The following is a 24,588-nucleotide window of genomic DNA, read 5'->3' as shown; positions in this document are numbered from 1 at the left end:
GGTGACGCAGGTCGATCATCGCGTCCAGCCGGGCGCGGAAAAAATCCGGGGTGGTCATCGCAAACCTGCGCTCCAAATCTTCCAGAAAGTGAATGCGATTGCACTGGAAACTGGAGGATTCGGCAAGCGCTCAACCACGCGCAGGCCGCGTGAGGAAAGGCTCCGAGGAGTTCTTCAGGACCGACGACATAGCGGCAACATTACCGGTTCCCGGCAAGACGGCCCAACGTGGGTGCCGCTGGCCGTGCTATCATGTCGATCTGAATCGTGCATTCGTATTGTCGTCCGCGCGTCTTGCGCAGACGGTGCTCTCACCCCATCGAATTCACATCCGCAACGGCCTGCCCTCCGCCGGCCCGATGCTTTCAGCTGGCGCGCCAGCCTCGCTGTCCACCACGCCAATCACCTGCGCCCGCGATATTTCTCGCAGGCAACTCGTGCCGATCGCCCACCCGGTGGCCGGCACCCGCCCCCCCCGGCCCCAACCGGGCCAGGCGAAACCCGGGCCCATCCACCCTTTTCCGGATGCGCGGCCCGCCACAAGGAGCCCGAACATGGCCAAAGAAGAACTCATCGAAATGCACGGCAAGGTCACCGAAGTCCTGCCGGACGGTCGCTACCGCGTCACCCTCGACAACGAGCACCTGCTGATCGCCTACGCCGGCGGCAAGCTCAAGAAGAACCACATCCGCATCATCGCCGGTGACGAAGTCACCCTCGAAATGTCGCCCTACGACCTCTCCAAGGGCCGCATCACCTTCCGTCACCTGCCCCCGCGCAGCGGCGGCGCTCCGGCTCCCTCCCGGCGCTACTGAACACCCTGAAGCCGGCCGGGCACCCACGAAGCCTCAACAATCGTGAAAAACGGCCGGATTTCAGGCAATCATGCGTCGGACATCCTTGCGGGGGGCCGCCGCTCTTGATACTATCCGCCCCGCTTTTCAAGGGTTGTCGCACTTCAGGCCGTCAGGCCGCGGTGTGAGCCACCAACCCGACGGCGCGGCATTCTGCAGCGCACGTGCAGTGCTCATGTAGCTCAGTGGTAGAGCACTCCCTTGGTAAGGGAGAGGTCGGCAGTTCAATCCTGCCCATGAGCACCACACACCCCCTTGCCTGTTCTCCGTCTTCTTCGCCCTCCGGACGCACCCGCTGCCATGATGACGTCACGCCCGCCTGCGCCTTTTTGCGTCATCGAGGGCCCGCGACGCATCCCGACATCCACCACGCACGCGACTTGATGCACACTGAGGCCTGCACAGACCTGCGTACCTCGGCATGACGCAGACACGGCGAGGATTCGGCCCACTCCCATGATTTCCCGGCTCTTACCCCAGCGATCGGCCAGGCCGTTGCAGTTCGTCCGTGCCGCGATCATCGGCGTCACGTTGCTGGCGCTGGGCATCATCTGGTACGACACGCTCACGTCCACCGGGCAGAACGAACGGGAAGCCAACGACCGGCTGCGCGCCCAGGCGCTGATCCAGGCCCGCGCCGCCGGCGCAACGGTGCAGGCGGGCATCGAGCGCTTCGACTTCGCCCTCCGGACTGCCCGCATCGCCACCCTCGACAGCCCCGCCGCGATGGCCCTGCAGGGGCAGCTGATCACCGAGACGATGCCGCCGGGGCTGGTGCTCCAGCAGTTCCGCATCGACGCCGAGGGCTATCTGGCCTACTCGTCGCTAGGCCCATCGCCGCGCAATTTTCTGGGCGACCGGGATTACTTCCGCCAGCTCTCCACCGAACAGGAAGACCGGCTGGTGGTCTCGCCACCCGTGCTGGGCCGCCTGACCGGCAAGTGGAGCATCCAGGTGGCGCGAGCCATCCGCCGGGACGGCCAATTCGACGGCGTGGTGTCCATCGCCGTCTCGCCCGAAGCCTGGGCCGAACAGCTCGCCCGCTTCGAGAGCGGCCCCCGCGACACCCTGACCCTGGTCTCCGCCCAAGGCCACGTCCTGCTGCGCAGCCTCGACCCCACGGCCCACTACGGCAAGCAGGCGCCCCAGCAGCGCGAGTACATCACCCGCCCCAGCCTCAAGGAAGGCCACTACGTCGCCCACGCCTCGGTGGACGGCGTCCTGCGTCACTACGCCTGGACCCGCCTGCCCTCGGGGCTGGTGATGATGAGCGGCATCGCCCTCGACGACGCCCTCGCCCCGGTGCGCGCCCAGAACACCTGGGCGATCCAGCAGGCGGGCATCTTCAGCGGGCTGCTGCTCCTCGTGATCGGCGCGCTGCTGGTCGCCCTCAGGCGCTACGAGCGGGCGGTGGCCGCCCTCGCCGACCGGGAAGAGCACCTGTCCGAAGTGCTCGACTACATGGCTGAAGGCATCGTCATCGTCGATACCGGAAACCGCATCGTCGACATCAACCCGGCGTTCAGCGCCATCACCGGCTTCGGCGTTGACGAGCTGCGTGGCCAGCACATCTCGACGCTTCCCGCCGGCCGGGTGGGCGGCAAGAGCCTGGGCGAGCTGTTCGGCCCCGCCGACCTGCACCACCAGCGCGGCGATTTCGAAGGACGCCGGCGCGACGGCGAGGCCTACACCGGCCACGCGGTGATCTCGGCCGTGCTGGCCGCCGACGGCAGCGTGGTACATCGGGTGGCCCTGGTGGCCGACGTGACCGAACTGCGCCGCCGTGACGGCGAGATCTGGCACCAGGCCAACTTCGACCGCCTCACCGGCCTGCCCAACCGCTCGCTGATCTCCGACCGGCTCGAGAGCATGGTTCATCACGCCCGCCGCCATCAGTGCGAGGTGGTGGTGCTGTTCATCGACCTGGACCGCTTCAAGCCGGTGAACGACCGCTTCGGCCACGACGTGGGCGATCTGCTGCTGCAGCAGGTGGCCCAGCGCCTCCAGCGGCTGTTCCGCGACGAGGACACCGTGGCGCGCCTGGGCGGCGACGAGTTCGTGGTGGCGATGCCCAGCGGCGCCGGCCAAGCCGCCATCGAACCCACCGCCGCCAAGGTGGTGGAGGCGCTGTCGCAGCCCTTCGAGGTGGATGGGCACGTGCTGCGCATCGCCTGCAGCGTGGGCGTGGCCCGCTTCCCCAACGACGGCGACACCGCCGAGCGCCTGCTGATCGCCGCCGATCACGCCATGTACCGGGCCAAGAACGCCGGCCGGGCGCGCTGGAGCGCCTGAGCGCCGCTAATCCGGCCCGTCGTCGCGGCCAACGAAACCGCGGCTGATGTTCCGCAGCCAGCCGATCTGGTTCCGGAAGGCCCGGCAGCCGCGGCAGAAGATGAGGTGCAGGCGCAGGCGGAGGCGTTCGCCCGGGCCCAGCGGCCGGTCGAGGCCGGCCGACATCAGATGGGTTGCCTTCTTGCAGGTCAGCATGATGCGGGCTCCGCACCGAACCAGCCGTTGGTGAGGCATTGCCTCAACCCGGCCCGGGCCCGGTGAAGGATGACGTGGCAGTGGCTCGTCGTGAGGGAAAGGGTTGCGCAGATCTCGTCGGTTTCCAGCCCGAGGAATTCGCGCATCATGAACACCCGCGCCGTGCGGGCGGGCAGCACTTCGAGGCAGGTCTCGAACACCAGCCAGAACTGGCGCTGCTCCAGCGCCGCGTGGGGGTCGGCCCAGGGCCGCGGGCGGGTGTCCGGGCGCCAGTGCTCGCTGGCGTTGAAAAGCCCGTCGAGGGTCTCGTCCAGCGCTTCCTCGTCCCGCTCCAGGCTCGAGATCTGCACCGTGCGCCCGCGCTCCCGCAGGCTGTCGATGATCTTGTGGCGCAGGATGGTGAACAGCCAGGTCTTGAGGGCCGAGCGCCCGGCAAAACGGTCGATGCCCGCCAGCGCCGCTTCGATGGCCTCCTGCACCACATCCTCCCCCGCCGCGTCGTCGTGCAGTTGCAGGCGCGCAAACTTGATCATCTGCGGGCGGAAATCGGCGATCAGCTCGGCGGCACTCACCGACGTGCCCCCAGGATCACCCCGGCGTCGGCCAGCGCGGCGAGGTTGTGCGCGCCGAAGGCCACGAAGGCCGGGTCGGCCGCGCGGCCCAGCTCGGCGGCCAGGGTCTCGATGGCTGCCCGCCCGCGGGTGGCGCCGTCGCACAGGGCAAGCAGGTGCGCCGAGGCCGGGCTGAGCTCGATGAAACGCACGGCCTCGCTCCCATCGCGATACACCACGATGCACACCGGCTCTGGCCTGCGCGGGCGAAAATCCGGCCCGATGCGCTGCACCGGCCAGGCAAAGGCCAGCGACAGCGCCGCGGGGTTGGGCTGGGGAAAGTCGTCCAGCAGGCTGGCGCCCGCCTCCACGGGCGGCTGCGCCACGTCCATCAGATCGACTGCCAGCTCGGCCCACTCGTAGCGGGCGAGATCCGCCAGCCAGCGGGGCAGCCCGGCAGGCGCGGCGGATTCCAGGTAGTCGACAAAGGCCCGCGGGATGTCACGGAACCACGCGCTACGGCACGGCCAGTCCCGGTAGAAGCTGCGGCACAGGCGTTTCCAGCGGGCTTCGCCCAGGCAGGCGCGGGCGACCGGGAAGCAGCGATCCACAAAGCCCCGCAGGTTGTTGAAGAGCAGCGTCTCGTACACCGCCATCCGAGGTGCCGACACGCCGGGTGGGCATGGCACGCTACGCCCGCCCCGCAGGCGCGCGCCGAAGGCCGACTGGAAAGCCTGCAGGCCGGTCATGCGGCCTCCGCCTGCCGGGACTGCTGCTGGAGGGCGGCGATCCGCGCCACTTCAGCCCCCAGCTCGGCGAGCGGCGGAAAGTCGAAATCCCGCTCCAGGCAGGTGGGCAGCGGCCCCACGCGGCGGTAGGTTGCGTCGAGCAGCGCCCACACGTCGCCGATCACCTGCGCGCCGTGGGTGTCGATCAGGAGCCCGTCGGCCTCCTGGTGATGGCCGGCGATGTGCAGGTAGCACACCCTATCCAGCGGCAGCGCGTCGAGGAAGGCGAGCGGGTCGAAGCCGAAGTTACGGGCGTTCACAAAGAGGTTGTTCACGTCCAGGTGGAGCAGGCAGTCGGCCTCCTCGACCACCGCCCGGACAAACTGCGCCTCGCTCATCTCGGCCCCCGGCGGGGTGAGGTAGCGGGACGCGTTTTCGATGCCGATGCGCATGCCGAGCACGTCCTGGGCCTGGCGGATGCGGGCGGCCGTCCAGCGCACCGCCTCGGCGGTGAAGGGCAGCGGCAGCAGGTCGTAGAGCTGGCCGGCGGCGTCGCTGCTCCACGAAAGATGCTCGGTGTACAGGCCAATGCCGTGGGAGCCCATGAAGGCGCGGATGCGCCTGAGCAGATCCACATCCAGCGGCATGCTGCCGCCCAGCGAGAGCGACAGCCCGTGGCAGACGAAGGGGTGCCGCTCAGTGAAAGCGCGCAGCCGGCGGGCCGATTCGCCGCCGACGCCGGCCCAGTTTTCGGGCGCGAGCTCGAAGAAGCCGATCGCGTCCGGCACGCCGGCTTCCAGCTCGGCGAGCAGCTCGCGTCGGAACCCCAGGCCGGCGCCCGTGGGCCAGGCGCCGGACGGAGCGCTTATTTCTTGCTGGCGCCGCACGAGGCGTCGGCCTTCTTCTTGGCGGCACCGCAGCTGGCATCGGATTTCTTGCCGCCACAGCTGCCGTCGGCCTTCTTGCCGGCCTTGCGCTCGGCACCGCACTTGGCGTCGGCCGCCTTGCCGTCCATGGGCTTGTCCATCATCTTGCCGTCCATCATCTTGCCGTCCATCATCTTTCCGTCCATCGGCTTGGTGTCGGCCTGGGCAAGCTGGTAGCCGCCCGCCAGGGGCGTGGCGGAGAAGGGGTTGTCGCCGGCCTGGGCGGCGGTGGCGCCAAGCAGCGCGGAAGTGGCCAGCACGGCGGTGATCGCGGACGTCTTTTTCATGGTGAATCTCCTGTCGGGGGTGGGGCTGCCTCGCACAACATGCACGGGCTGCCGATTAGTCTGTCCGGCGCCCGGCTTTCTTACAGGGTAGGCGAAATATTTTTCAGCCGCGCGCCGAATCCGGCCAGCGCCACGCCAGCCCCACCAGGGCCAGCGCCGCAAAGGCCGCGCCGCACAGGAAGGTGGCGCGGGAGCCGAAGGCATCCCACAGCCCGCCGGCCACCACGCTGGCCACCAGCAAGGCCAGCCCGCCAGCCAGGTTGAACACCCCGAAGGCGGTGCCACGCAGCTCGGCCGGCGCTGCGTCGGCCACCAACGCGGCCAGCAGGCCCTGGGTCATGCCCATGTGCAGGCCCCACAGGGCGACGCCGATGGCCAGGCCGGGCAGACCGTCCACCAGCGCCAGGGCCAGATCGGCCGCGACCAGCATCGCAAAACCCAGGCCCAGCAGGCTGCCCCGATGCATCCGGTCGGCCAGCACGCCCACCGGGTAGGACGACAGGGAATACACCACGTTCATCACCACCAGCACCGCCGGAATCCAGGCCAGCGCCACGCCCAGCTCCTGGGCCCGCAGCACCAGAAAGGCCTCGCTGAAGCGCGCCACGGTGAACACCGCCGAAATCCCCACCACCCACCAGTAGGCCGCCGGTAGCCGGGCCAGCTCGGCGCGGGACAGGGGCGCGCGCACCCGTTCCGCGCCCGGCCGGGGCACGTCGTGCACCGCCAGGCTGATCAGCGCGAAGGCGCCGAAGGCCGGCAGCACCGCCACCCAGAACACCAGCCGGATGTCACCGCCGGTGAGCGCCATCAGCCCGATGGCGACGAGCGGCCCGAGGAAGGCGCCGGTGGTGTCGAGGGACTGGCGCAACCCGAAGGCGGCGCCGCGCAGGCCCGGCGGGGCCAGATCGGCGATCAGGGCGTCCCGCGGCGCACCGCGGATGCCCTTGCCGATGCGGTCAACAAAACGCGCCGCGACCACCCAGCCCACCGTGTCGGCCAGCGGAAACACCGGCTTGGTGAAGGCCGCCAGCCCGTAGCCGATGGCCGCCAGCAGCTTGCGCCGGCCCAGCCAGTCCGACAGCGCGCCGGAGAACACCTTGGTGATCGCCGCGGTGGCCTCGGCGATCCCCTCGATCACCCCGACCGCCAGCGTCGAGGCCCCGAGCGCGCCCACCAGATACACGGGCAGCAGCGCATGGATCATCTCCGACGAGATGTCCATCAGCATCGACACCAGCCCGAGCGCCCAGATGCCCGCCGGCAGTCGGGGACGGGTGCTGGCGGTGGGGGGGCTTCCGGAAGGGAGCATGGGCGGTCTCCTGGATGCGGGCGAGGGATAAAAATTCTCGAGATTTTTTCATCCCGAGGGGTAACACGGGCCGAGCCTCGGGTTATCCTTGGCACCTCGCCCGCGCAGGGTCGAAGAATGACACGCCAGGAGAACACAGAAAATGACCGATCAACAGGGTTTGCCGTGGACCGACGCCTTCCTGCTCGGGTTCGAGGCCATGGACGACACGCACCGGGAGTTCGTCGAGGTCGTCGACCGGCTGCTGACCTGCCCCGATGACGATCTCGCCGCCGCGATGCGCGCCTTCATCGAACACGCCGAAGCCCATTTCGGGCAGGAGAAGACGTGGATGGAAGAAACCGACTTCCCGCCCCGGGACTGCCACGTGGACGACCACAACGCGGTGATGGAATCGGCCTATCAGGTGGAAGACCTGGTGCGCTCCGGCGATGTGGAAGTGGGCCGCGAGTTTGCTGCCGAGCTGGCCCGCTGGTTTCCCAGCCACGCGGACTACCTGGATTCGGCGCTGGCCCAGTGGCTGGCCAAGAAGAAACTCGGCGGCGTGCCGGTCGTGTTGCGTCGCAACCTGCCGATCGACCGCTGACCCGTGCCCGGCTTACCGGGAGAGGGTTTCGTCCAGCTTCCGGTAGGCGCCGTCGCGAATCTCGGTGAAGAACACCTTGCGCTGGGTGTCGCCATTGGCGTCGAAGACGATGCGCTGCTGCAGCCCCTGATAAGGCCCGTTGCGCAGCACCGCCGCCTTCACGCTCTCGCCGTCGGCGCGCCTGGAGAGGGCCTCGAACAGCACCATCGCCGCATCGTAGGCCGCCACCGCGCTGTAGCCCGGATTCTTCTGGAAGCGCTTGAAGTAGGCCTCGCGGAACTCGTTGAAGCGGGGCGAATCGTCGTCCCGGTCGTAGTTCTGGACGATCAGCAGCCCTTCCACGACCTTGCCGCCCAGCTCGATCAGCTGTTCGCTGGCGGCCCATTCCGAGGCACCGATGGGCAGCGTCGGCGCCTGACGGCGGGCCTGCTGGGCAAGCCGCGCCACGTCGATGGCACCGGCCACGAAGAGCAGGCTGTCCGGGCCCTTCTTCAGCATCGCCCCGACCACCGCGCCGAAATCGGTATCCGGGCGCGATTCGTAGGCCACCTCGGCCACCACCTCGCCGCCCTGTTTGGCAAAGGCGGCGCGGAACTCATTGAGCCACGACAGGGTGAACGAGCGGTTGCGCTCATCGCAGGCCACGGCCACCTTGCGCTCGCCACGCCGGAACATCACGCGGGCGTAATCCCGGGCGTTGTCACGGGAGCCGCGGTTGATCCGCACCAGGTTGTCATTCTTGCCGACGAAATCCATCGAGGTGACGGTCGGGCTGATCGCCAGCGTATCGTTGCCAGCGAGCACCGGCACCACCACCTCGGCCATGCCGCTGGTGAACGGGCCGATCACCGCCTCGACCTTTGCAGCGACCAGTTCGGATGCGGCTTTGGTCGCCGTCTCCCGGTTCTGGGCATCGTCCCTGACCACGAGCTCGATCTTGCGGCCCTGCACGCCGCCCGCCCGGTTGATCTGCTCGACCGCCAGCACCCTGGCGACAAACCCATAAAGTTTTTTCATATTTTTGCGATAATAACAAAATTATTGTTTTTAACGAGTTTAAATCTCACGATGGGCCGTACGACCCCCTCACTCAAGTCCGCCCAGAACGGGCCGTCTACAAGGGGTGCGCGTATCGGACGTCCGCGGTCTCGGCAACGCCACCCTCCGCCGGCTGATTCCGCGCTGCGCACGCCCATCCAGACACCAAGCCTCATCGACCCAGGCCGCCGAACGGATCTACACAATGTCTCCCCGTTCCCTGCTCGCTAACCGTCAGCATCGCTGGCGTGCATCCCTGCGCCTGCGGCTCGTCGCCCTGGGGCTGGCGCCGCTGCTGATCGCCTTTCCGCTGATCCTCGCCACCCTGCTGCTGGTGGGGGACGCCCGCTTCACCGACCTCCTGGAGAGCAGCTCCCGCGGCAACCTCGCCAGCGCTCGCAACTACATGGACCAGGTGCGGGCGCAAACGCTCCGGCACGTGGAAGAAGTGGTTCAGGTGGAGCGGATCGCCCACTTCCTGTCCGTCCACGGCGAGCATGTGACGCGGGATCCGATCCCCCTCCTCGACCAGTACCTCGCGTCCCGGGCCGAAGTTGCCCGGCTGGACTACCTGATCATCGCCTCCCCGGATGGCCGGGTGATCGCCTCCAGCACCGGCCTCGCGCCGGGCAGTCGTCTGCCGGACAGCTTTGCGCTGCGCCAGGCGGTTGCCGGTGTTGCCACTGCCCGCTATACGCGCTTCGAGGCAGCCGAGCTTGGCGCCCTCTCGCCTGATCTGCCGGCCCGCGCGCGGGTCGAGGTCACCGACCGCGAGGGCGCCCAAGCCGAGACCCGCGGCCTGATGATCGAGGCCGCCGCTCACCTGCCCCTCAGCAACAGCTACGCCGACGCGATCCTGGTGGGCGGGATGCTGCTCAACAACAACGTGCCGATGATCGACCGCATCCGCGATGTGGTCTTCCCGGTCGCCGCCAACGCCACCTCGAACGACGGCGTCACCACTTTCTTCCTCGACGATCTGCGCGTGGCCACCACCGCCGCCCTCGGCAGCGACATGCGCGCCATCGGCACCCATGCGCCGGAGGCCGTCCGCACCACGGTGCTGGAGGGCGAGAAAACCTGGGCCCAGCGCACGCTCATCGGCGACCAGTGGCACATTGCAGGCTACGAGGCGCTCCACGACGGCGAGGGGCGCCACATCGGGATGCTCGGCACCGGATTTCCCGAACACCGCTATTCCCGGGAGCGCTGGCTGCTCACCGGCAGCATCGGCGGCCTGCTGGCCCTGGCAATGCTCGGGCTGTCGGTGTCCTTCCTGTACGGCGCCCGCAACATCACCCGCCGCCTGAGCGCAATCTCCGACACCATGACCGCGATCCACCAGGGCGAGCACAGCGCCCGCGTCCCCCGGGACGACGAGGTGGATGAGATCGCCCAGCTGGCGATCCACTTCAACAACCTGCTCGACTCCCTCGACTGCCAGCGGCTTGCCCACCAGCAGGCCCAGCGGGGCTTTGCCGAGGAGGCCTCGCGCCGCCGCGCCCTCTTCGAGATGGCCCGGGACGGCATGGTGGTGCTCAACGAAGACTGCAGCGTCTTCGAGGCCAACCTGCAGTTCGCGGCGATGCTCGGCTATCGCCCCGAAGAGCTCGCCCGCCTTCACGTGTGGGACTGGGAAGCCCGCTTCTCCAAGAGCGAGCTGCTGCCGATGATCCGCGGCGTGCGCGCCGACGGCGAAACCTTCGAGACCATCCAGAAACGCAAGGACGGCAGCGTCTATGTGGCCGAGGTGAAATCAAGCCGCGTCGAATGGGGCGGCAAGACCTACGTGATGTGCTCGGTGCGCGACATCACCGAGCGCCAGCAGATCGCCAGCGAACTCGAAGCCCACCGCCACCACCTCACCGACCTCGTCGAGCAGCGCACCCGCGAACTCGCCGCCGCGCGGGACGAGGCCGAAAGCGCCAACCGGGCCAAGAGCGCCTTCCTGGCCAACATGAGCCACGAGATCCGCACCCCGATGAACGCCATCATCGGGCTGTCGCACCTGCTCCAGCGCGAGATCCGCGAGCCGGTGCAGCTCGACCGGGTCGAGAAGATCGGCTCCGCCGCCCAGCATTTGCTGCGCATCATCAACGACATCCTCGACCTGTCGAAGATCGAGGCCGACAAGATCACCCTCGAAGCCATCGACTTTCCCCTGCGCAACACCCTCGAGAAGGCCACCAACCTCATCCGCGAAAGCGCCAACCAGAAGCAGCTGCCGGTGGCGGTGGATATCGACCCCGAGCTGCCGGCGCTGCTGCGCGGCGACCCGGTGCGCATCGAGCAGATCCTCGTCAACTTCCTGTCCAACGCGGTGAAGTTCTCCAGCCATGGCACGATCACCCTGCGCGCCATCCGCCTGCCCGGCACCGGTAGCGGCGTCGATCTGCGGCTGGAGGTCGAAGACCACGGCATCGGCCTCAGCGAAGCCCAGCAGATCGCCGTCTTCCGCGCCTTCGAGCAGGCCGACAACTCCACCACCCGCAAGTACGGCGGCACCGGCCTCGGGCTGGCAATCAGCAAACGGCTGGCCGAACTGATGGGCGGCGAGATCGGCGTGCGCAGCGCAGAGGGCGCCGGCAGCACCTTCTGGCTGCGCCTGCACCTCGAAGCCGGCCAGGCCATCCAGCGCAGCGAAGGCCCCGCCGACCCGCTGACCGGCGAGTTTTCCGACCCCCTGCGCCGCCTGCGCGAACACTACGCCGGCCGCCGCATCCTGCTGGCCGAGGACAACCCCCTCAACCAGGAGATCGCCTGCGAGCTGCTCAGCGACGCCGGCATCAACGTGGAGCTCGCGGAGGACGGCCAGGAGGCTGTGGACAAGGTGCGCGACAGCGGCAGCTTCGACCTCATCCTGATGGACCTCAGCATGCCCGTGATGGGCGGACTCGAGGCCACGGCCGCCATCCGCGCCCTGCCCGGCGGCACCACCGTGCCCATCGTCGCGATGACCGCCAACGCCTTCGACGAAGACCGCAACCTGTGCCTCGCCGCCGGCATGAACGACCACGTGCCCAAGCCGGTCGACCCGGACGTGCTCTACCAGACCCTGCTGCGCTGGCTCCCCACCGGCGCGCTGGCGGGCCCCACGCCGGCACCACAACCCGAAACCCAGCCCAGCCTGGGCGACATCGACGGCCTCGACGTGGCGATCGGCCTGCGCACCATGCGCGGCCATGAAGAACGCTACCGGCGCATCCTCGGCGTGTTCGCCCGCTCCCACCGGGCCGATGCCACGACGCTGCGCCAGATGCTCAACGACGGCCAGCTGCCCGAGGCCGAACGGGCCGCCCACAGCCTCAAGGGCAGCGCTGGCTCGATCGGCGCCATGCGGGTGGCCAGCACCGCCGCCGCCCTCGAAAAGGCCATCCGCGACAAGGCCCCGACCGACCAGCTGGAAGCCGGCATCGCCACCCTCGCCACCGAGCTTGCCCAGCTTGTGCCGGCCATCGAGGCCACGCTGCAATCCGGTGCCCCGGCACCCGCCCCCCAGGTCAGGCCGGCCGATCTGCAGGAAGTGCGCCGCGTCGGCAGCGAACTGTCCCGCCTGCTGTCCGAGGACGACATGCAGTCGGCCACCCTGTGGCGCACCCACGGCGACCTGTTGGCAAGCCTGCAGCCCGATGCAGCCCGCCAGATCGGCGACGCCATCGAGAACTTCGAGTTCGAAACCGCCCACCAGATGCTGGACGAGCTGATCGCCCGGCACGCGCCCCAGGAGCACTGAAGCCGGCTGAGGGCGCGCGTCAGATCGGGATGTCGAGGCTCGCCGCGGCTTCGGTCAGGCAGCTCAGGGCCAGGCCGAAATCAAACGAACGCACCGCCTCGGCGAGCACCGGAAAGCGGTGCCCCAGCCCCGCCCGCAGCATCGCCTCGTGGGCATCGAGGGTCTGGTTGGCGGAGAAGTCATCGTCGGCCAGCTCCCGCGCCAGACGCGCGCAGGCGGCCTGCAGCTCGTCCGGATCCACGGCCACCGGCGCCGGCAGGCGGCGCTCGCCGGGCAGCGCCGCCACGATGGCCGCCACCAGCGCAGTCAGCCGCCGGCTGATCTCGGCCTGCAGCGGCACCATCACCACCAGCCGCTCGCGCTTGCGCACGGCCAGCTCGAAACGGGCCACCAGCTCGCTCAGCCCGTAGGCGCCGATCTGCGCCGCCACGCCCTTCAGGGTGTGGGCCAGCCGCTCGGCCGAGAGCCAGTCCACATCCTGCAGCGCCGACGTCACATGGGCCGGAAAATCCCCCTGCCCGCTGACGAACTTGCCCAGCAGGGCGATGTAGAGGGATTCCCGCCCGAGGGCATTGCGCACCCCGGCCGGCACGTCCAGTTCGGCGATTGCCGCAAGCCGGGCGATCACCGCGCCGGTTCCGGTCGCCGGCGCTTCGGCTTCAGCCCGGGCGCCCGCCACTGGCGCGGCCATGCCGCTGCGGGGCTTGATCCAGCGCAGCAGCGTGGCCCACAGCGTGGCCGGGTCGATGGGCTTGGCCACGTGATCCTGCATGCCGGCCGCGAGGCAGCGCTCCCGGTCGCCGGACATCGCGTTGGCGGTCATCGCCACGATGGGCAGCCAGGCCAGATCGGGCTTCTCGCGGATCGCCCGGGTGGCGGTGAGCCCGTCCATCACCGGCATCTGCATGTCCATCAGCACCAGATCGTAGGCGCCTGCCGCCACCTTCTCGACCGCCACCGCCCCGTTGTCGGCCACATCCACCTCAAAGCCGGCGTGAGCCAGCATCTCGGTGGCCACCTGCTGGTTGAGGTCGTTGTCTTCCACCAGCAGGATGCGCGCACCGGCGATGGCGCCCAGCTCGGCCGCCGGCAGGGGCGGCGGGGCCGTGCCCACAGCCGCCGCGCGCTCGCCGGCGTCCTCGCCGGCCAGGAGGCGCAGCACGGTGTCGAACAGCAGCGACGCGGTGACGGGCTTGATGAGCACGTCGTGGATATCCACGCTGCCCGCCGAGCGGATCAGCTCCTCCCGCCCGTAGGCGGTGACGATCACCAGCCGCGGCGGCTCGGCGAGCTTCAGGTCGCGGATGTCGCCGGCGGTGGCGATGCCGTCCCGGTCGGGCATCTGCCAGTCGAGGAAGACCACCGCGAAGGGCGCGCCGCGGGTTTCGGCGTCGCGCACCGCATGCAGCGCCGCGCGCCCCGAATCCACGGCGGTGACCGCAAAACCCATGCGCCGGAGCATGTCGGCGAGCACGTCGCGGGCGTTGGGGTTGTCATCCACCACCAGCACCGGGCGCCCGGCCAGATCGGCCCGCGGCACCAGCCGGCGCGGCTGAGCCGCCCCCCGGCCGAAACAGGCGGTGAACCAGAAGGTGGAGCCGACGCCCGGAATGCTGTCCACGCCCACTTCGCCGCCCATCAGCTCGGCCAGCCGCTTGCTGATCGCGAGCCCGAGGCCGGTGCCGCCAAACTTGCGGGTGGTGGACGAATCGGCCTGCTCGAAGCTGCGGAACAGCCGGCCGCGCTGGTCGTCGGTGATGCCGATGCCTGTGTCGGTGACCGACAGGCGCAGGCACGGCCCGTCGTCCCGCATCTCGGCGAGCCGTACGCGGATCGTCACCTCGCCGCGCTCGGTGAACTTCACCGCGTTGTTGGCAAAGTTGATGAGGATCTGTCCGAGCCGCAGCGGGTCGCCGACCAGCTCGCCGGGCACGTTGTCGGCCACATCGACGATCAGCTCCAGCCCCTTCTCGGCGGTCTTCTCGGCGATCAGGCCGGTGACGTTGTCGAGCACCCGGTCGAGGGAGAAGCCCACGTGCTCGATCACCAGCTTGCCGGCCTCGATCTTCGAGATGTCGAGGATGTCGTTGATGATGCCCAGCAGGTGCTGGCTGGCGGCCTGGATCTCGGTGAGGTAATCCCGCTGGCGCCCGGTGAGGCTGGTCTGGAGGGTCAGGTAGGCCATCCCGACGATGGCGTTCATCGGGGTGCGGATCTCGTGGCTCATATTGGCGAGGAAATCCGACTTCACCCGCACGGCCTCCTCGGCCAGGGCCCGGGCGCGCTGCATCTCCTCGGCCGCGGCGCGCTCGGCGGTGATGTCCTCGATGATCCCGACCATGCCCTTGGTCGGGTCGGCCGCGTCGATCGCCCGGCCCGACATGCGGGCCCAGAAACGGCTGCCGTCGCGGCGCCGGACTTCCTGCACGCGCTGGTGGGTCTGGCCGCGCCACACCTGGGTGCGCACCTCCTGCCCGGTCTCGGCCCAGTCTTCTTCGCTGCAATACCAGATGCGGGTGAACTGCCCGACCTGCTCCCCCGGGGCGTAGCCGAACATCTCGTCCATCCGCCGGTTGGTGCGGACAATCCGCCGGTCCTTCAGCACCACGATGCCGACGCTGGCCGAATCGAGGATCGCCGCCTCTTCCTCGATGGCGGTGGCGAGATCGGCAGTGCGCCGGGCCACCTCGGCCTCCAGCAGGTTGCTCTGGTCCAGATCGACCTGACGGCGGGCGGTGATGTCCCGGGCCAGCACGATGAAGCGCATGGCGCCGGCGCCCGGACGGGTGGTGACGGCCAGCTCGAACCAGTGGATCTGGCCGCCGGCCTCGATCTGCAGGGTGCGGCCCTGATCGCTGCCGTGGGCAGCGGCGGCGGCCAGGGCGGCCGTCAGGATGGCGGCGGGCTCGGGCGCCAGCAGAGTGCGGATGTCGCGCCCGGCAAGGGGCCCGGGCTGGTTGGCGAAAAGGGCGGAGTGGCGGACGTGGGCGTCGAGGCAAAGGCCGTCACGGTCCAGCTCGAGGTAGGCGTCGGGGAGCGCGTCGAGGGTGCCGGCAAGCTGCTCGCGGGCGTCGGCGGCATCGGTGGAGTGACGAGCCAGCCGGCGGCGGCGGAAGGCAGCGGTGCCCGCCAGGCCGCCCTGCCGAACGCGCCATTCCGCGCTTCCTGAATCGGATCGGACACGGCGGGAGCGGCGCATGGGGGGCGGCTTTCAGTGAGGCGGACGGGGCGGAGACGGGATCATCGCGCCTGCTCCGCGTCTTCCGGCATCGGGTCGGCAAGGCGCTCGGCGATATCGGCAAAGGCGTCGAGACACGCCATGAAGGCGTCCACCACGTCCGGATCGAAATGCCTGCCGCGGCCGTCGCGGATGATGCGGGTGGTTTCCTCGAGACTGAAGGGCGGCTTGTAGACCCGGCGGGTCATCAGTGCGTCGAACACGTCGGCCAGGGCCATCAGACGGGCCGACACCGGGATGTCGTCACCGGCCAGGCGCTGCGGGTAGCCGGAGCCGTCCCACTTCTCGTGGTGGCCGAGGGCGATCTCCCGCGCCACGCCGAGAAACTGGAAGGCCCGCGAAGCACTTTCGGCCGCATCGGCGCCGGCGCTCGCCGAGGCCTGCGCCATCGCCTTGCCGATGGCGTCGGCGCCGATGGTCGCGTGATGCTTCATGATCTCGAATTCCTCGTCGGTCAGCTTGCCGGGCTTGAGCAGGATGCCGTCGGGGATGCCGACCTTGCCCAGGTCGTGTAACGGCGCGGCCTTGACGATCATGCCCAGCCGGTCGCCGGCGAGGGCGTCGCGGAAGCGCTCGTGGTCGGCCAGACGCCGGGCCAGCAGCTCCACGTAGGTCTGGGTGCGCACGATGTGCAGGCCGGTCTCGTTGTCGCGGGCCTCGGAAAGGCAGGCCAGGGCGCGCACGCTGAGATCCTGGATCAGCAGGTTCTCGCGCATCCGCCGGGCGACTTCGCCTTCGAGCCACTGGTTCTCGACGGACAGCCGGTCGCGGGCCTGCTTGAGTTCGAGGTGGGTGCGCACCCGCGCCAGCACGATGGCCGGGTTGATCGGCTTGGTGATGTAGTCGACGGCGCCCAGCTCGAGCCCGTGCTCCTCGCTCTCGACGCCGTGCATGGCGGTCACGAAGATCACCGGGATGTTGCGGGTTACCGGGTCGGCGCGCAGGCGCTCCATCACGGCGTAGCCGTCCATGTCCGGCATCATCACGTCGAGGAGGATCAGGTCGGGACGGGGCTGCAGCCCGGCGGCCCGCAGGGCACGCTCGCCCGAGTTGGCTGCCCGGACGCGGTAATAGGGCTGGAGGAGCTCGCCGAGGATGGTCAGGTTCTGGGGCGTGTCATCCACGATCAGGATCGTCTGTCCCGGCTTGTTCTCGGCGTGTTGTGGGGCGCTGCCGTTGCTGATCATGACCTGCCTCGGTTGGGAATGCGGGGTTCGACCCTGGCCCGGGAAGCGGGCGGAAGGCGCTCGGGAGCGCACCGGGTCGATGACGTGGCACAGCGTACCACCGCACTGATTATCGGCAGCATGCACACGGGCTTTAACCCCGCGTCTCATTGCGCGCCCTCAGGCAGCCAGCTTCCGGCGCAGCAGCCGCAACAACAGGCTGATGCCGGGGAGCTTCATGTAGAGCTCGCTGGCGGCGTCCCAGTAATCCCGGTGGAAGTTCACCCGGCCGTCATCGTCAAACTTGAGGTGCGACACGCCCTGGATCACCTGCTCGGGCCCGCTGCGCCGGAAGCGGAAGTGGAAAGCCCACACCAGCACCGCGCCATCCGCATCCGCCACCTTCTCGAGCACCACGAAGCGCGGGGTCTCCACCTGGCGGAACATGTGCCGGAAGATGCGCTGGATCGCCGGCACGCCGCGCACGTCGTTGAAGGGGTCGGTGAAGGTGGCGTCCTCGGCGTAGAAGGCCGGCAGGCGGACGACACTCTCCTCGGTGAGGCTCTCGTAATAGGCGATCAGGGCGTTCAGGCTCATTTCAGTCTCCGGTCCGCCGGCGCACCAGCGGGAAATACCAGCGGTAAGGCAGCAGCGCCAGCAGCTTCATGATGCGGGTGAAGCGTTTAGGGAAATCGATCTCGAAGCTTCCCGTGGCGAGCCCCGCCACCAGCGCCTCGGCGGCGGCATCGGGGCTCATCAACGCGGGCATGGCAAAGTCGTTGCGGGCGGTGAGCCGGGTGGCCACAAAGCCCGGATTGACCACCCACACCCCGACGCCCTTCGGCGCCAGATCGAAATGCAGGCATTCGGCAAAGTGGATCAGCGCCGCCTTGCCCGGCCCGTAGCACAGGGCCCGGGGCAGGCCGCGGTAGCCGGCCACGCTGGCCACGAAGGCGATCCCGCCGCCGGGCTGCAGATCGCCCAGCACGCAGGCGGCGAGGCGCATCGCCCCGCCAAAGTTGACCGCCACCACCCGCTCGGCCACCGCCAGATCGAAGCTGGCAGCGGTCATCGGCACGTAATCGCCGGCGAGGTAGATCACCAGATCGACCCCCTGCCAGGCGGCAACGAGGCTGTCCCGGGCGGCCGCCAGGGCTGCGGCGTCGGTGGCATCGCAAGGCAGGATCAGGGCGTCGGCATCGCCGATATCGAGCCCCGCCAGCCGGTCGGCGCTGCGGGCGGTGAGGGCCAGCCGCGCCCCCAGCCCGGCCAGATGCTGCGCCAGCGCCGCGCCGATGCCGCTGGAGGCGCCCACCAGCCACACCCGCCGGCCGCGCCAGTCAGTGATCTTCGGGTTCATGACCCGGGCCGGCGGACGAAGGTGAGGGTCACCTCGCCCAGCCGGAAGCCCCATTTCGACATGTACGAGCGGTTCATCATCACCTGCCCGTCCATCAGGAACATCCAGTCATCAAAATCCACGTGATAGGTGCGGCCATCCACCGGCAGGGCCAGCACGTAGCGCCAGCGCAGGGCGTTGCCGGTGGCCTCGCCGATCACGTCGTCGGCGCGGCCCCGGTAGGTGCCGTCGGGCTGGCGGGTGAGCGTCCACACCCGGCGCGAGGTGCTGCCGTCGGACCACTGGAAGTGCTCGTCGAGCACGCCGGTGTCGCCCTCCCAGCGGGCGTCGATCACCACGTGGAAGCGCTTCTTCACCTCACCGGAGCGCCCCTGGAACATCCCCCAGCCATCGACGGTGCCGTTGAGGTAGGTGCGCAGATCGAGCACCGGGGTTTCGGCCTTGTACTGTTCGACGCCCGGCGAGGCGCAGGCGGTGAGGCCGAGGCACAGGGCCGTGGCGAGCAGGGTTTTCATGATGTGATCTCCAGCAGGTGGCGCCAGCGCCACAGAAGCGCCGCCGCCACCGCCTTGAAGGCCAGCGGCAACAGCGCGTAGGTGAAGCTGAGGGCGGGCAGCCCGGTGCCGCTGCCCGGTTGATAGCCCAGCCACGCCAGCAGCGGCAGGGCCAGCCCGGCGGCGAGGGCCAGGTTGAGTTTGGCGGCGAGGTTCCACACCCCGAAGCAGGCGCCGGCCCGGCCCTGGCGTTCGCCCAGGTCGGCGGCGATGGCGGCGGGCAGCGCCAGATCGGCCCCGAGGGCCAGCCCGGAGGCCACGCAGACCAGCGCAAAGCCCGCCACGTCGCCGGGCCCCAGCCGGGCCGCCCAGCCGAAGGCGAGCATCGCCAGCCCCATCGCGCCGAGCCAGGCCGTCACCCGGCCGTGCCGCGCGGCGAGCCTCACCCACAGGGGCAGCGACGCCGCGCCGGCCAGGAAGTAGGCCACCAGCAGCGGCCCGCCGGCGGCGTCGGCCTCAAGTACGTCGGCCACGAAAAACGGGAACAAGGTGGCCGGCAACGCCGCAGCGAGGCCGTTGGCGACGAACACCGCCAGCAGGCGCCGGAAGGCGGCATCGCCCAGAGCGCCGCGCAGGCTGGCCCCGACCGGCTCGGCCAGCGCGGCGACGCGCCCCGCCGCCGGCCCGACGCCCACCAGCGTCGTCACCGCGGCCACCAGCAGCAGAGGCGGCAGCACCCAGCCGAGCCGGCCGAGGCCGGTGTTGTGATCGGCCGCCAGCAGCCCGGGCAGGGCCGCGGCGAGCACCACGCCGGCCAGCCCGAAGCCTTCCCGGGCGGCGGTGAAGCGGGTGCGCTCGGCCGAATCCGGCGCGATGTCGGCGCCCCAGGCCTGGTAGGCCACGGTGGCCGCCGAGAAACCGAGATAGGTGAGCGCCAGCGCCCCCAATAGCCAGGCGGCGGCGTGGCTGGCGGGCGGATTGACGAGGGCCGCGAAGCCGGCGGCAAAGGGCAGCAGCGCCACCGCGAGCATCCCGCGCCGGGGCAGCCGGTCGGCCAGCCAGCCCAGCCAGGGGTCGATGCCGGCGTCGAGGAGGCGTGCGCCCAGCAGGATCGCCCCCAGCAGCGCCAGCGGCAGCCCGGCGGTCTCGGCGTACAGCCGCGGCACGTGCACATAAACCGGCAGCGCGGCAAAGGCCAGCGGCAGGCCCAGCAGGCCGTAGGCAAGGGCGCGGCGGGCGGGCATCTCAGCCTTCCGGCCGACGCAGCAGGGCGGCGCGCAGATCCGGGGCGCTGGTGCGGGGGTCGAGCCAGATGCCAAAGAAGCGGCGGGCGAACTCCGGCTCCGGGATCTCGCCCAGCGGCCGGCCGTTGAACAGGAAGCTCGCGCCCTCAGGCCGATACACGCCGACGATGTGGTCGCCGGGTTTCACGTCCGGGAAGAGCCGGGCCATCTCCGGGCCCCAGCGGCGCAGCAGGGCTTCGTCGGCGCCAAGCTGGCGCATCTCCTTCACGCTGGCTTCGGCGATGGCGCTGCCGGCGATGTTGCGCCGGTAGTCGAGGCGCAGGGCCAGCGGCGGACGAACGGGGTCGTCGCCGCCCCACAGGGTGGCCTCATAGACGAGGAAGCCGAAGCGCCGGAACTCGCCCTGCCCCCAGCGGCGCAGCCCGCGGACGGGCGCGGACGGCTCGGCGGCGAGGGCCGGCAGCCAGGGCCAGATGGCCAGCGCCAGCAGCAGCCGGCGCCTAGCGGTGGACAAGCTCGAACTGGACCACATCGACGCTGCCGGCCCGGAAGCCCGCCTCGCAGTAACCGAGATACATCCGCCACAGGCGGCGGAAGGTGTCGTCGAAGCCCAGCCGCTCGATGCGCGGCCAGTTGGCGTCGAAGTTGGCGCGCCACTGGGCAAGGGTCACCGCGTAGTCGTGGCCGAAGGCGAACTCATCCTTCACCGCCAGCCCGGCCTTTGCCGCCACCGCGCGGAAGGCCTTGCGCGACGGCAGCATGCCGCCGGGGAAGATGTACTGCTGGATGAAATCGGTGCCCTTGCGGTAGCGGGGGAAGAGCTCGTCATGAATGGTGATGGTCTGAACCAGCGCCTTGCCGCCGGGGGCGAGGTTGCGGGCGATGGTGCGGAAATAGCTGGGCCACCAGCGCTCGCCCACGGCCTCGAACATCTCGATGGAGACGATGTGGTCGAAGCGCTCCTTCACGTCCCGGTAGTCCTGCAGACGGATGTCGGCCTCGGGCACCCGGGCGCGGCTCCAGGCCTGCTGGGCCGGCGACAGGGTGAGGCCGGTGACCTGGGCGCCGCGACGGGTGGCGAGCTCGGCAAAACCGCCCCAGCCGCAGCCGATCTCGAGGATGCGCTGGCCGGGCTCGGGGTCGAGGCGGCGCAGGATGCGGCGGTACTTGGCCTCCTGGGCGGATTCGAAGGTGGGCTCCAGCGCCTCGCGGTAGAGCGCCGACGAGTAGCTCATGCTGGGGTCGAGCCACAGGCTGTAGAAGTCGTTGCCCAGGTCGTAGTGGGCCATGATGTTGCGCTTGCTGCCGGCCCGGCTGTTGCGGTTGAGCCAGTGGCGCAGGCGCGCCGACAGCAGCTCGCGCCACGAGCCGTAGAGCGCCTTCTTGAGCACGTCGCGATTGGCGGCGAGCAGGGTGAGCAGACCGGGCAGATCGGGCGAATCCCACAGGCCGTCGATGTAGGCTTCGGCGAGGCCGATGTCGCCCCGGGCGAGGATCTGGCTGAACACGGCCTTGTCGTGCACCTGCAGGGTGACGCCCCGGTCGCCGTGGCCGAAGAGCACGCAGGAGCCGTCGGGCAGGCGCACCTCCAGCGGGCCGCCTTCGAGCTTGTCGAGCAGGTCGAAGACGGTGCGGGTGTCGCGGGACGCGGCATCGCGGGCAACGCCGCGCAGGATCATCGTGTTGTTCATTTTGTCGATTCCTGAAGGGCTGGGTTGGGCGGGCGGGCGCCGAGGAAGGGCACGCCCTTCCACCACAGGCGCAGGGCCTGCCAGTGGATGCGGGCGATCACACCCAGGGTGAGGAAGGGCATCCGCGCGAGGGCGGCGGCGAGGGCGCGGGTCGTCCACGCGCGCGGACGGCCGCTGATGGCGGTGGCGAGGAGCTCGCCTTCGGCGTCGTCGTAGTCGATGTGCACGGCCTGCACGCTGCGGCCGAGCTGGAAGCGGAAGCGGTAGCTGCCTTCCACGCGGTTGAAGGGCGAGACGTGGAAGACCTTGTCGGCGCCGAACTCGTCCGCATCGCAGATGGGCGCGCCGTCCGGGTGGTGGAGCAAATAGGCGTGGCGGCCGCCGAAGGTGTTGTTCACCTCGGCCAGCACCGCCACCAGCTGGCCGGCGCGGTCGTGGCAGAACCAGAAGCTCACCGGGTTGAACACGTAGCCGAACACGCGCGGAAAGGTCTGCAGGACGATCTCGCCATCCGCCGGCAGGCCGCGGGCGCGCAGCAGGGACTCGATCCACGGCAGCAGCGGGCTGCCGTCGCGGGGGCCGTGGTCGGCGGTGCGAAAGCCGAGGAGGTTCCAGCGCTCGATGCCGAAGATCGCCCGGCGGGCGGATTCGAGCCGGCGCAGGGGCAGGCGGACGAAGAACACCGGATACACGAAGGCATGCATCGCCGGGCGCAGCCGGCGGTGCATCACGTGACCAAGGAGGATTTCCGGTGCGGTGTTCATGGGCTTCAGGCCAGTTCGGCCTGGCGGGCGTTCGCCGGCGCCTCGCCCTGCCACGGGGCCATCACGCCGAGCCGGTTGGCCACCGCCAGCGCCGAGCGCAGGCCGTCTTCGTGGAAGCCGAAGCTGCCCCAGGCGCCGGCCAGCCACACGCCACCCTCTCCCTGCACCGCCGGCAAGCGCTGCTGGGCGGCGATGGCCGGGCCGTCGAAGATCGGGTGGGCGTAGTCGAACTCGGCGATCACGCTGGCCGGGTCGGGCTCCCGCGCGGGGTTGAGGGTGACCACCACCGGCGTGCGGAAGGGCAGCGGCTGCAGGCGGTTGATGAGGTAGGACACGCCCACCGGCTGGTGGCCCGGCTCGCCGCGGCCGGCGAAGTAGTTCCACGCCGACCACAGGCGCGGGTCGCGGGGCAGCAGCGCCTTGTCGGTGTGGAGCACCGCGCGGTTGGGCTGGTAGCGGATCGCCGACAGCACCTTGCGCTGGGCTGGGCTGGCGGTGTCGCCGAGGATGGTCAGGGCCTGGTCGCTGTGGCAGGCCATAACCACCTGGTCGAAGGTCTCGGTGCCGTGGCGGTGGGTGAGTTGCAGGCCGGCGCCGCTGCGGCGCACCGCGGTCACCGGGCAGGCCAGCCGCACGTCGTCGAGCTGGGCGGCGATGCGCCGCACGTATTCACGCCCGCCGCCCTTGACGGTGCGCCACATGGGCCGGTCGAAGATCTGCAGCAGGCCGTGGTTGTGGCAGAAGCGGATGAAGGTGGCGAGCGGCATGTCGAGCATCTGGCCGGTGGGGCAGGACCAGATGGCCGCCGCCATGGGCAGCAGATACCAGTCTGCGAAGGCGCGGGAGTAGCGCCCCTCGGTGAGGAAATCCCGCAGCCGGAGGTCGTTGTCGGGGTTGGCGTCGAGCCAGGCGGTGCATTCGCGGTTGAAGCGCAGGATGTCGGAGAGCATCGCCCAGAAGCGCCGACGCACCAGGTTGCGCTTCTGGCCGAAGATCGTCGCCAGGTTGCTGCCGGCCCATTCGAGGTTGGGCGATTCGAGGCTGACCGCGAAGGACATCTCGGTCTCGACGCTCTCCACGCCCAGCAGCGCAAACATGGCGATGAGGTTGGGGTAGGTCTTCTCGTTGAACACCAGGAAGCCGGTATCCATCGGGTGACTGCGGCCTTCCAGCGTCACATCGACGGTGTTGGTGTGGCCGCCCAGGTAGTCGCCGGCCTCGAAGAGGGTCACCGCATGATCGCGGCCCAGCAGCCAGGCGGTGGCGAGGCCCGAGATGCCGGCCCCGACCACGGCGATGCGTTGCTTTGGGTGCATGGCGTGCCTCAGGGGTTGCAGCCGTACAGCTCGGCGTAGGCGGAGTGGTTGTGGATGGACTCGAAGTTCTCGGAGGCCACCTTCCATTCGGCGATGCGCGGCTCGGCGGCCATGCGCAGGGCGATGTCGCGCACCAGATCCTCGACGAACTTGGGGTTGTCGTAGGCGCGCTCGGTGACCCACTTTTCATCCGGCCGCTTGAGCAGCCCGAAGACCTCGCAGGAGGCCTCGTCCTCGGCGATGCGCACCAGTTCCTCGATGTCCATCGGCGCACGCAGGCGGGCCTCCAGCGTGATGTGGGAGCGCTGGTTGTGGGCGCCGTAAGCCGAGATCTTCTTGGAGCACGGGCACAGGCTGGTGACCGGCGCGACGACCCGCAAGGTGAGCCGGGGCGCCTCGTTCTCGAGCCGCTCGGCGATCAGGGTCACGTCGTAATCGAGCAGGCTCTCGACGCCTGAAACCGGCGCCGCCTTTTTGATGAAGTAGGCGAAAGCCATCTCGATGCGTCCGCTGGCGGCATCCAGGCGCAGCAGCATCTCGTCGGCCATGGCCAGCAGGCCGGCGTGGTCTAGGGCTCCGTCGCGGGCTTCGAGCAGCTCGACGAAGCGCGACATGTGGGTGCCCTTGACCTCCGGCGGCAGGCCGACGCTCATGGTCACGGTGGCCACGGAGTTCACCGTCTCGCCGCCGGCAGCCCGCCAGGCGAGGGGGTAGCGCAGGCCCTTCACGCCCACCTGGTGGATCGCCAGCCGGCGATGATCGACGGAGGACTGCACGTCGGGGAGAAAGATGGACTCGGGGGCATTCATCGGG

Annotated in this window: 22 protein-coding genes and 1 tRNA gene; 5 read left to right on the top strand and 18 right to left on the bottom strand. The window is 69.7% G+C overall.

Going from position 1 to position 24,588, the window contains the following annotated elements:
* Positions 1 to 554: 554 nt before the first annotated feature.
* From infA to GH681_RS19050, 3 genes are all read left to right on the top strand, one after another.
* Complete coding sequence (gene infA, locus GH681_RS19060) at positions 555 to 815, top strand: translation initiation factor IF-1 (RefSeq protein WP_153163123.1); 261 nt, start codon at positions 555 to 557, stop codon at positions 813 to 815.
* A 210-nt stretch (positions 816 to 1,025) separates the two neighbouring features.
* Positions 1,026 to 1,100 (top strand) — tRNA-Thr (locus tag GH681_RS19055).
* Between the two features lie 249 nt (positions 1,101 to 1,349).
* The gene (locus tag GH681_RS19050) at positions 1,350 to 3,146 is read left to right on the top strand and encodes a diguanylate cyclase (RefSeq protein WP_228111991.1); all 1,797 of its coding nucleotides are present in this window, start codon (positions 1,350 to 1,352) and stop codon (positions 3,144 to 3,146) included.
* A gap of 6 nt (positions 3,147 to 3,152) precedes the next feature.
* Here GH681_RS19050 and GH681_RS19045 read toward each other — a convergent pair whose 3' ends face one another.
* The 6 genes from GH681_RS19045 to GH681_RS19020 all read right to left on the bottom strand — a co-directional run bounded on the left by GH681_RS19045 (position 3,153) and on the right by GH681_RS19020 (position 7,145).
* Complete coding sequence (locus GH681_RS19045) at positions 3,153 to 3,341, bottom strand: zf-HC2 domain-containing protein (protein ID WP_153163121.1); 189 nt, start codon at positions 3,339 to 3,341, stop codon at positions 3,153 to 3,155.
* A complete protein-coding gene (locus GH681_RS19040; protein WP_228111990.1) occupies positions 3,335 to 3,913 on the bottom strand; it encodes a sigma-70 family RNA polymerase sigma factor in 579 nt (192 codons plus the stop codon). Before GH681_RS19040 ends, GH681_RS19045 begins: the two co-directional genes overlap by 7 nt.
* A complete protein-coding gene (locus GH681_RS19035; protein ID WP_153163120.1) occupies positions 3,910 to 4,641 on the bottom strand; it encodes a DUF2063 domain-containing protein in 732 nt (243 codons plus the stop codon). The genes GH681_RS19040 and GH681_RS19035 overlap by 4 nt, the downstream gene beginning before the upstream one ends.
* Entirely contained in the window at positions 4,638 to 5,507 is an 870-nt protein-coding gene (locus tag GH681_RS19030; RefSeq protein ID WP_228111989.1) for a DUF692 domain-containing protein, read from the bottom strand. The genes GH681_RS19035 and GH681_RS19030 overlap by 4 nt, the downstream gene beginning before the upstream one ends.
* A complete protein-coding gene (locus GH681_RS19025; protein ID WP_153163119.1) occupies positions 5,486 to 5,833 on the bottom strand; it encodes a hypothetical protein in 348 nt (115 codons plus the stop codon). Before GH681_RS19025 ends, GH681_RS19030 begins: the two co-directional genes overlap by 22 nt.
* A 103-nt stretch (positions 5,834 to 5,936) precedes the next feature.
* The gene (locus GH681_RS19020) at positions 5,937 to 7,145 is read right to left on the bottom strand and encodes an MFS transporter (RefSeq protein WP_153163118.1); all 1,209 of its coding nucleotides are present in this window, start codon (positions 7,143 to 7,145) and stop codon (positions 5,937 to 5,939) included.
* 142 nt (positions 7,146 to 7,287) lie between these two features.
* On the opposite strand from GH681_RS19020, the gene GH681_RS19015 reads away from it, so the two are divergent.
* The gene (locus GH681_RS19015) at positions 7,288 to 7,731 is read left to right on the top strand and encodes a hemerythrin domain-containing protein (protein ID WP_153163117.1); all 444 of its coding nucleotides are present in this window, start codon (positions 7,288 to 7,290) and stop codon (positions 7,729 to 7,731) included.
* Positions 7,732 to 7,743: 12 nt separating this feature from the next.
* Here GH681_RS19015 and GH681_RS19010 read toward each other — a convergent pair whose 3' ends face one another.
* Positions 7,744 to 8,748, bottom strand: a complete 1,005-nt coding sequence (locus GH681_RS19010) for an ABC transporter substrate-binding protein (RefSeq protein ID WP_153163116.1) — start codon at positions 8,746 to 8,748, stop codon at positions 7,744 to 7,746.
* A gap of 226 nt (positions 8,749 to 8,974) precedes the next feature.
* Here GH681_RS19010 and GH681_RS19005 point away from each other — a divergent pair, with 226 nt between their 5' ends.
* Positions 8,975 to 12,502, top strand: coding sequence for an ATP-binding protein (locus GH681_RS19005; RefSeq protein WP_153163115.1), 3,528 nt, complete (start codon positions 8,975 to 8,977; stop codon positions 12,500 to 12,502).
* Positions 12,503 to 12,521: 19 nt separating this feature from the next.
* On the opposite strand, the gene GH681_RS19000 is transcribed toward GH681_RS19005, so the two are convergent.
* From GH681_RS19000 to folE2, 11 genes are all read right to left on the bottom strand, one after another.
* The gene (locus GH681_RS19000) at positions 12,522 to 15,701 is read right to left on the bottom strand and encodes a response regulator (protein ID WP_153163114.1); all 3,180 of its coding nucleotides are present in this window, start codon (positions 15,699 to 15,701) and stop codon (positions 12,522 to 12,524) included.
* A 41-nt stretch (positions 15,702 to 15,742) separates the two neighbouring features.
* Complete coding sequence (locus GH681_RS18995; RefSeq protein ID WP_153163113.1) at positions 15,743 to 16,927, bottom strand: two-component system response regulator; 1,185 nt, start codon at positions 16,925 to 16,927, stop codon at positions 15,743 to 15,745.
* 159 nt (positions 16,928 to 17,086) lie between these two features.
* Positions 17,087 to 17,503, bottom strand: a complete 417-nt coding sequence (locus GH681_RS18990) for a nuclear transport factor 2 family protein (RefSeq protein ID WP_153163112.1) — start codon at positions 17,501 to 17,503, stop codon at positions 17,087 to 17,089.
* Between the two features lies 1 nt (position 17,504).
* Positions 17,505 to 18,266 carry an SDR family oxidoreductase gene (locus GH681_RS18985; RefSeq protein ID WP_153163111.1) on the bottom strand — a complete coding sequence of 254 codons (762 nt, stop codon included), beginning with the start codon at positions 18,264 to 18,266 and terminating at the stop codon, positions 17,505 to 17,507.
* Positions 18,263 to 18,781 (bottom strand): DUF3833 domain-containing protein, encoded by a 519-nt coding sequence (locus GH681_RS18980; RefSeq protein WP_153163110.1) that lies wholly within the window; start codon positions 18,779 to 18,781, stop codon positions 18,263 to 18,265. Before GH681_RS18980 ends, GH681_RS18985 begins: the two co-directional genes overlap by 4 nt.
* A complete protein-coding gene (locus tag GH681_RS18975) occupies positions 18,778 to 20,004 on the bottom strand; it encodes an MFS transporter (protein WP_153163109.1) in 1,227 nt (408 codons plus the stop codon). Before GH681_RS18975 ends, GH681_RS18980 begins: the two co-directional genes overlap by 4 nt.
* Position 20,005: 1 nt before the next feature.
* Positions 20,006 to 20,518 (bottom strand): chalcone isomerase family protein, encoded by a 513-nt coding sequence (locus GH681_RS18970; protein WP_228111988.1) that lies wholly within the window; start codon positions 20,516 to 20,518, stop codon positions 20,006 to 20,008.
* Positions 20,505 to 21,695, bottom strand: coding sequence for a cyclopropane-fatty-acyl-phospholipid synthase family protein (locus GH681_RS18965; RefSeq protein ID WP_153163107.1), 1,191 nt, complete (start codon positions 21,693 to 21,695; stop codon positions 20,505 to 20,507). The genes GH681_RS18970 and GH681_RS18965 overlap by 14 nt, the downstream gene beginning before the upstream one ends.
* On the bottom strand, positions 21,692 to 22,459 hold the full coding sequence (locus GH681_RS18960) for a DUF1365 domain-containing protein (RefSeq protein ID WP_153163106.1): 768 nt from the start codon (positions 22,457 to 22,459) through the stop codon (positions 21,692 to 21,694). The genes GH681_RS18965 and GH681_RS18960 overlap by 4 nt, the downstream gene beginning before the upstream one ends.
* Positions 22,460 to 22,464: 5 nt before the next feature.
* Positions 22,465 to 23,775, bottom strand: coding sequence for an NAD(P)/FAD-dependent oxidoreductase (locus GH681_RS18955; RefSeq protein ID WP_153163105.1), 1,311 nt, complete (start codon positions 23,773 to 23,775; stop codon positions 22,465 to 22,467).
* Between the two features lie 8 nt (positions 23,776 to 23,783).
* A complete protein-coding gene (folE2, locus tag GH681_RS18950) occupies positions 23,784 to 24,584 on the bottom strand; it encodes a GTP cyclohydrolase FolE2 (protein WP_153163104.1) in 801 nt (266 codons plus the stop codon).
* Between the last annotated feature and the right edge of the window lie 4 nt (positions 24,585 to 24,588).

The organism is Zoogloea sp. 1C4, assembly GCF_009469605.1.
Lineage (GTDB): Bacteria > Pseudomonadota > Gammaproteobacteria > Burkholderiales > Rhodocyclaceae > Zoogloea > Zoogloea oryzae.
The sequence above is the reverse complement of the archived record's forward strand: the minus strand, read 5'-3'. Positions and strand labels throughout refer to the sequence as shown.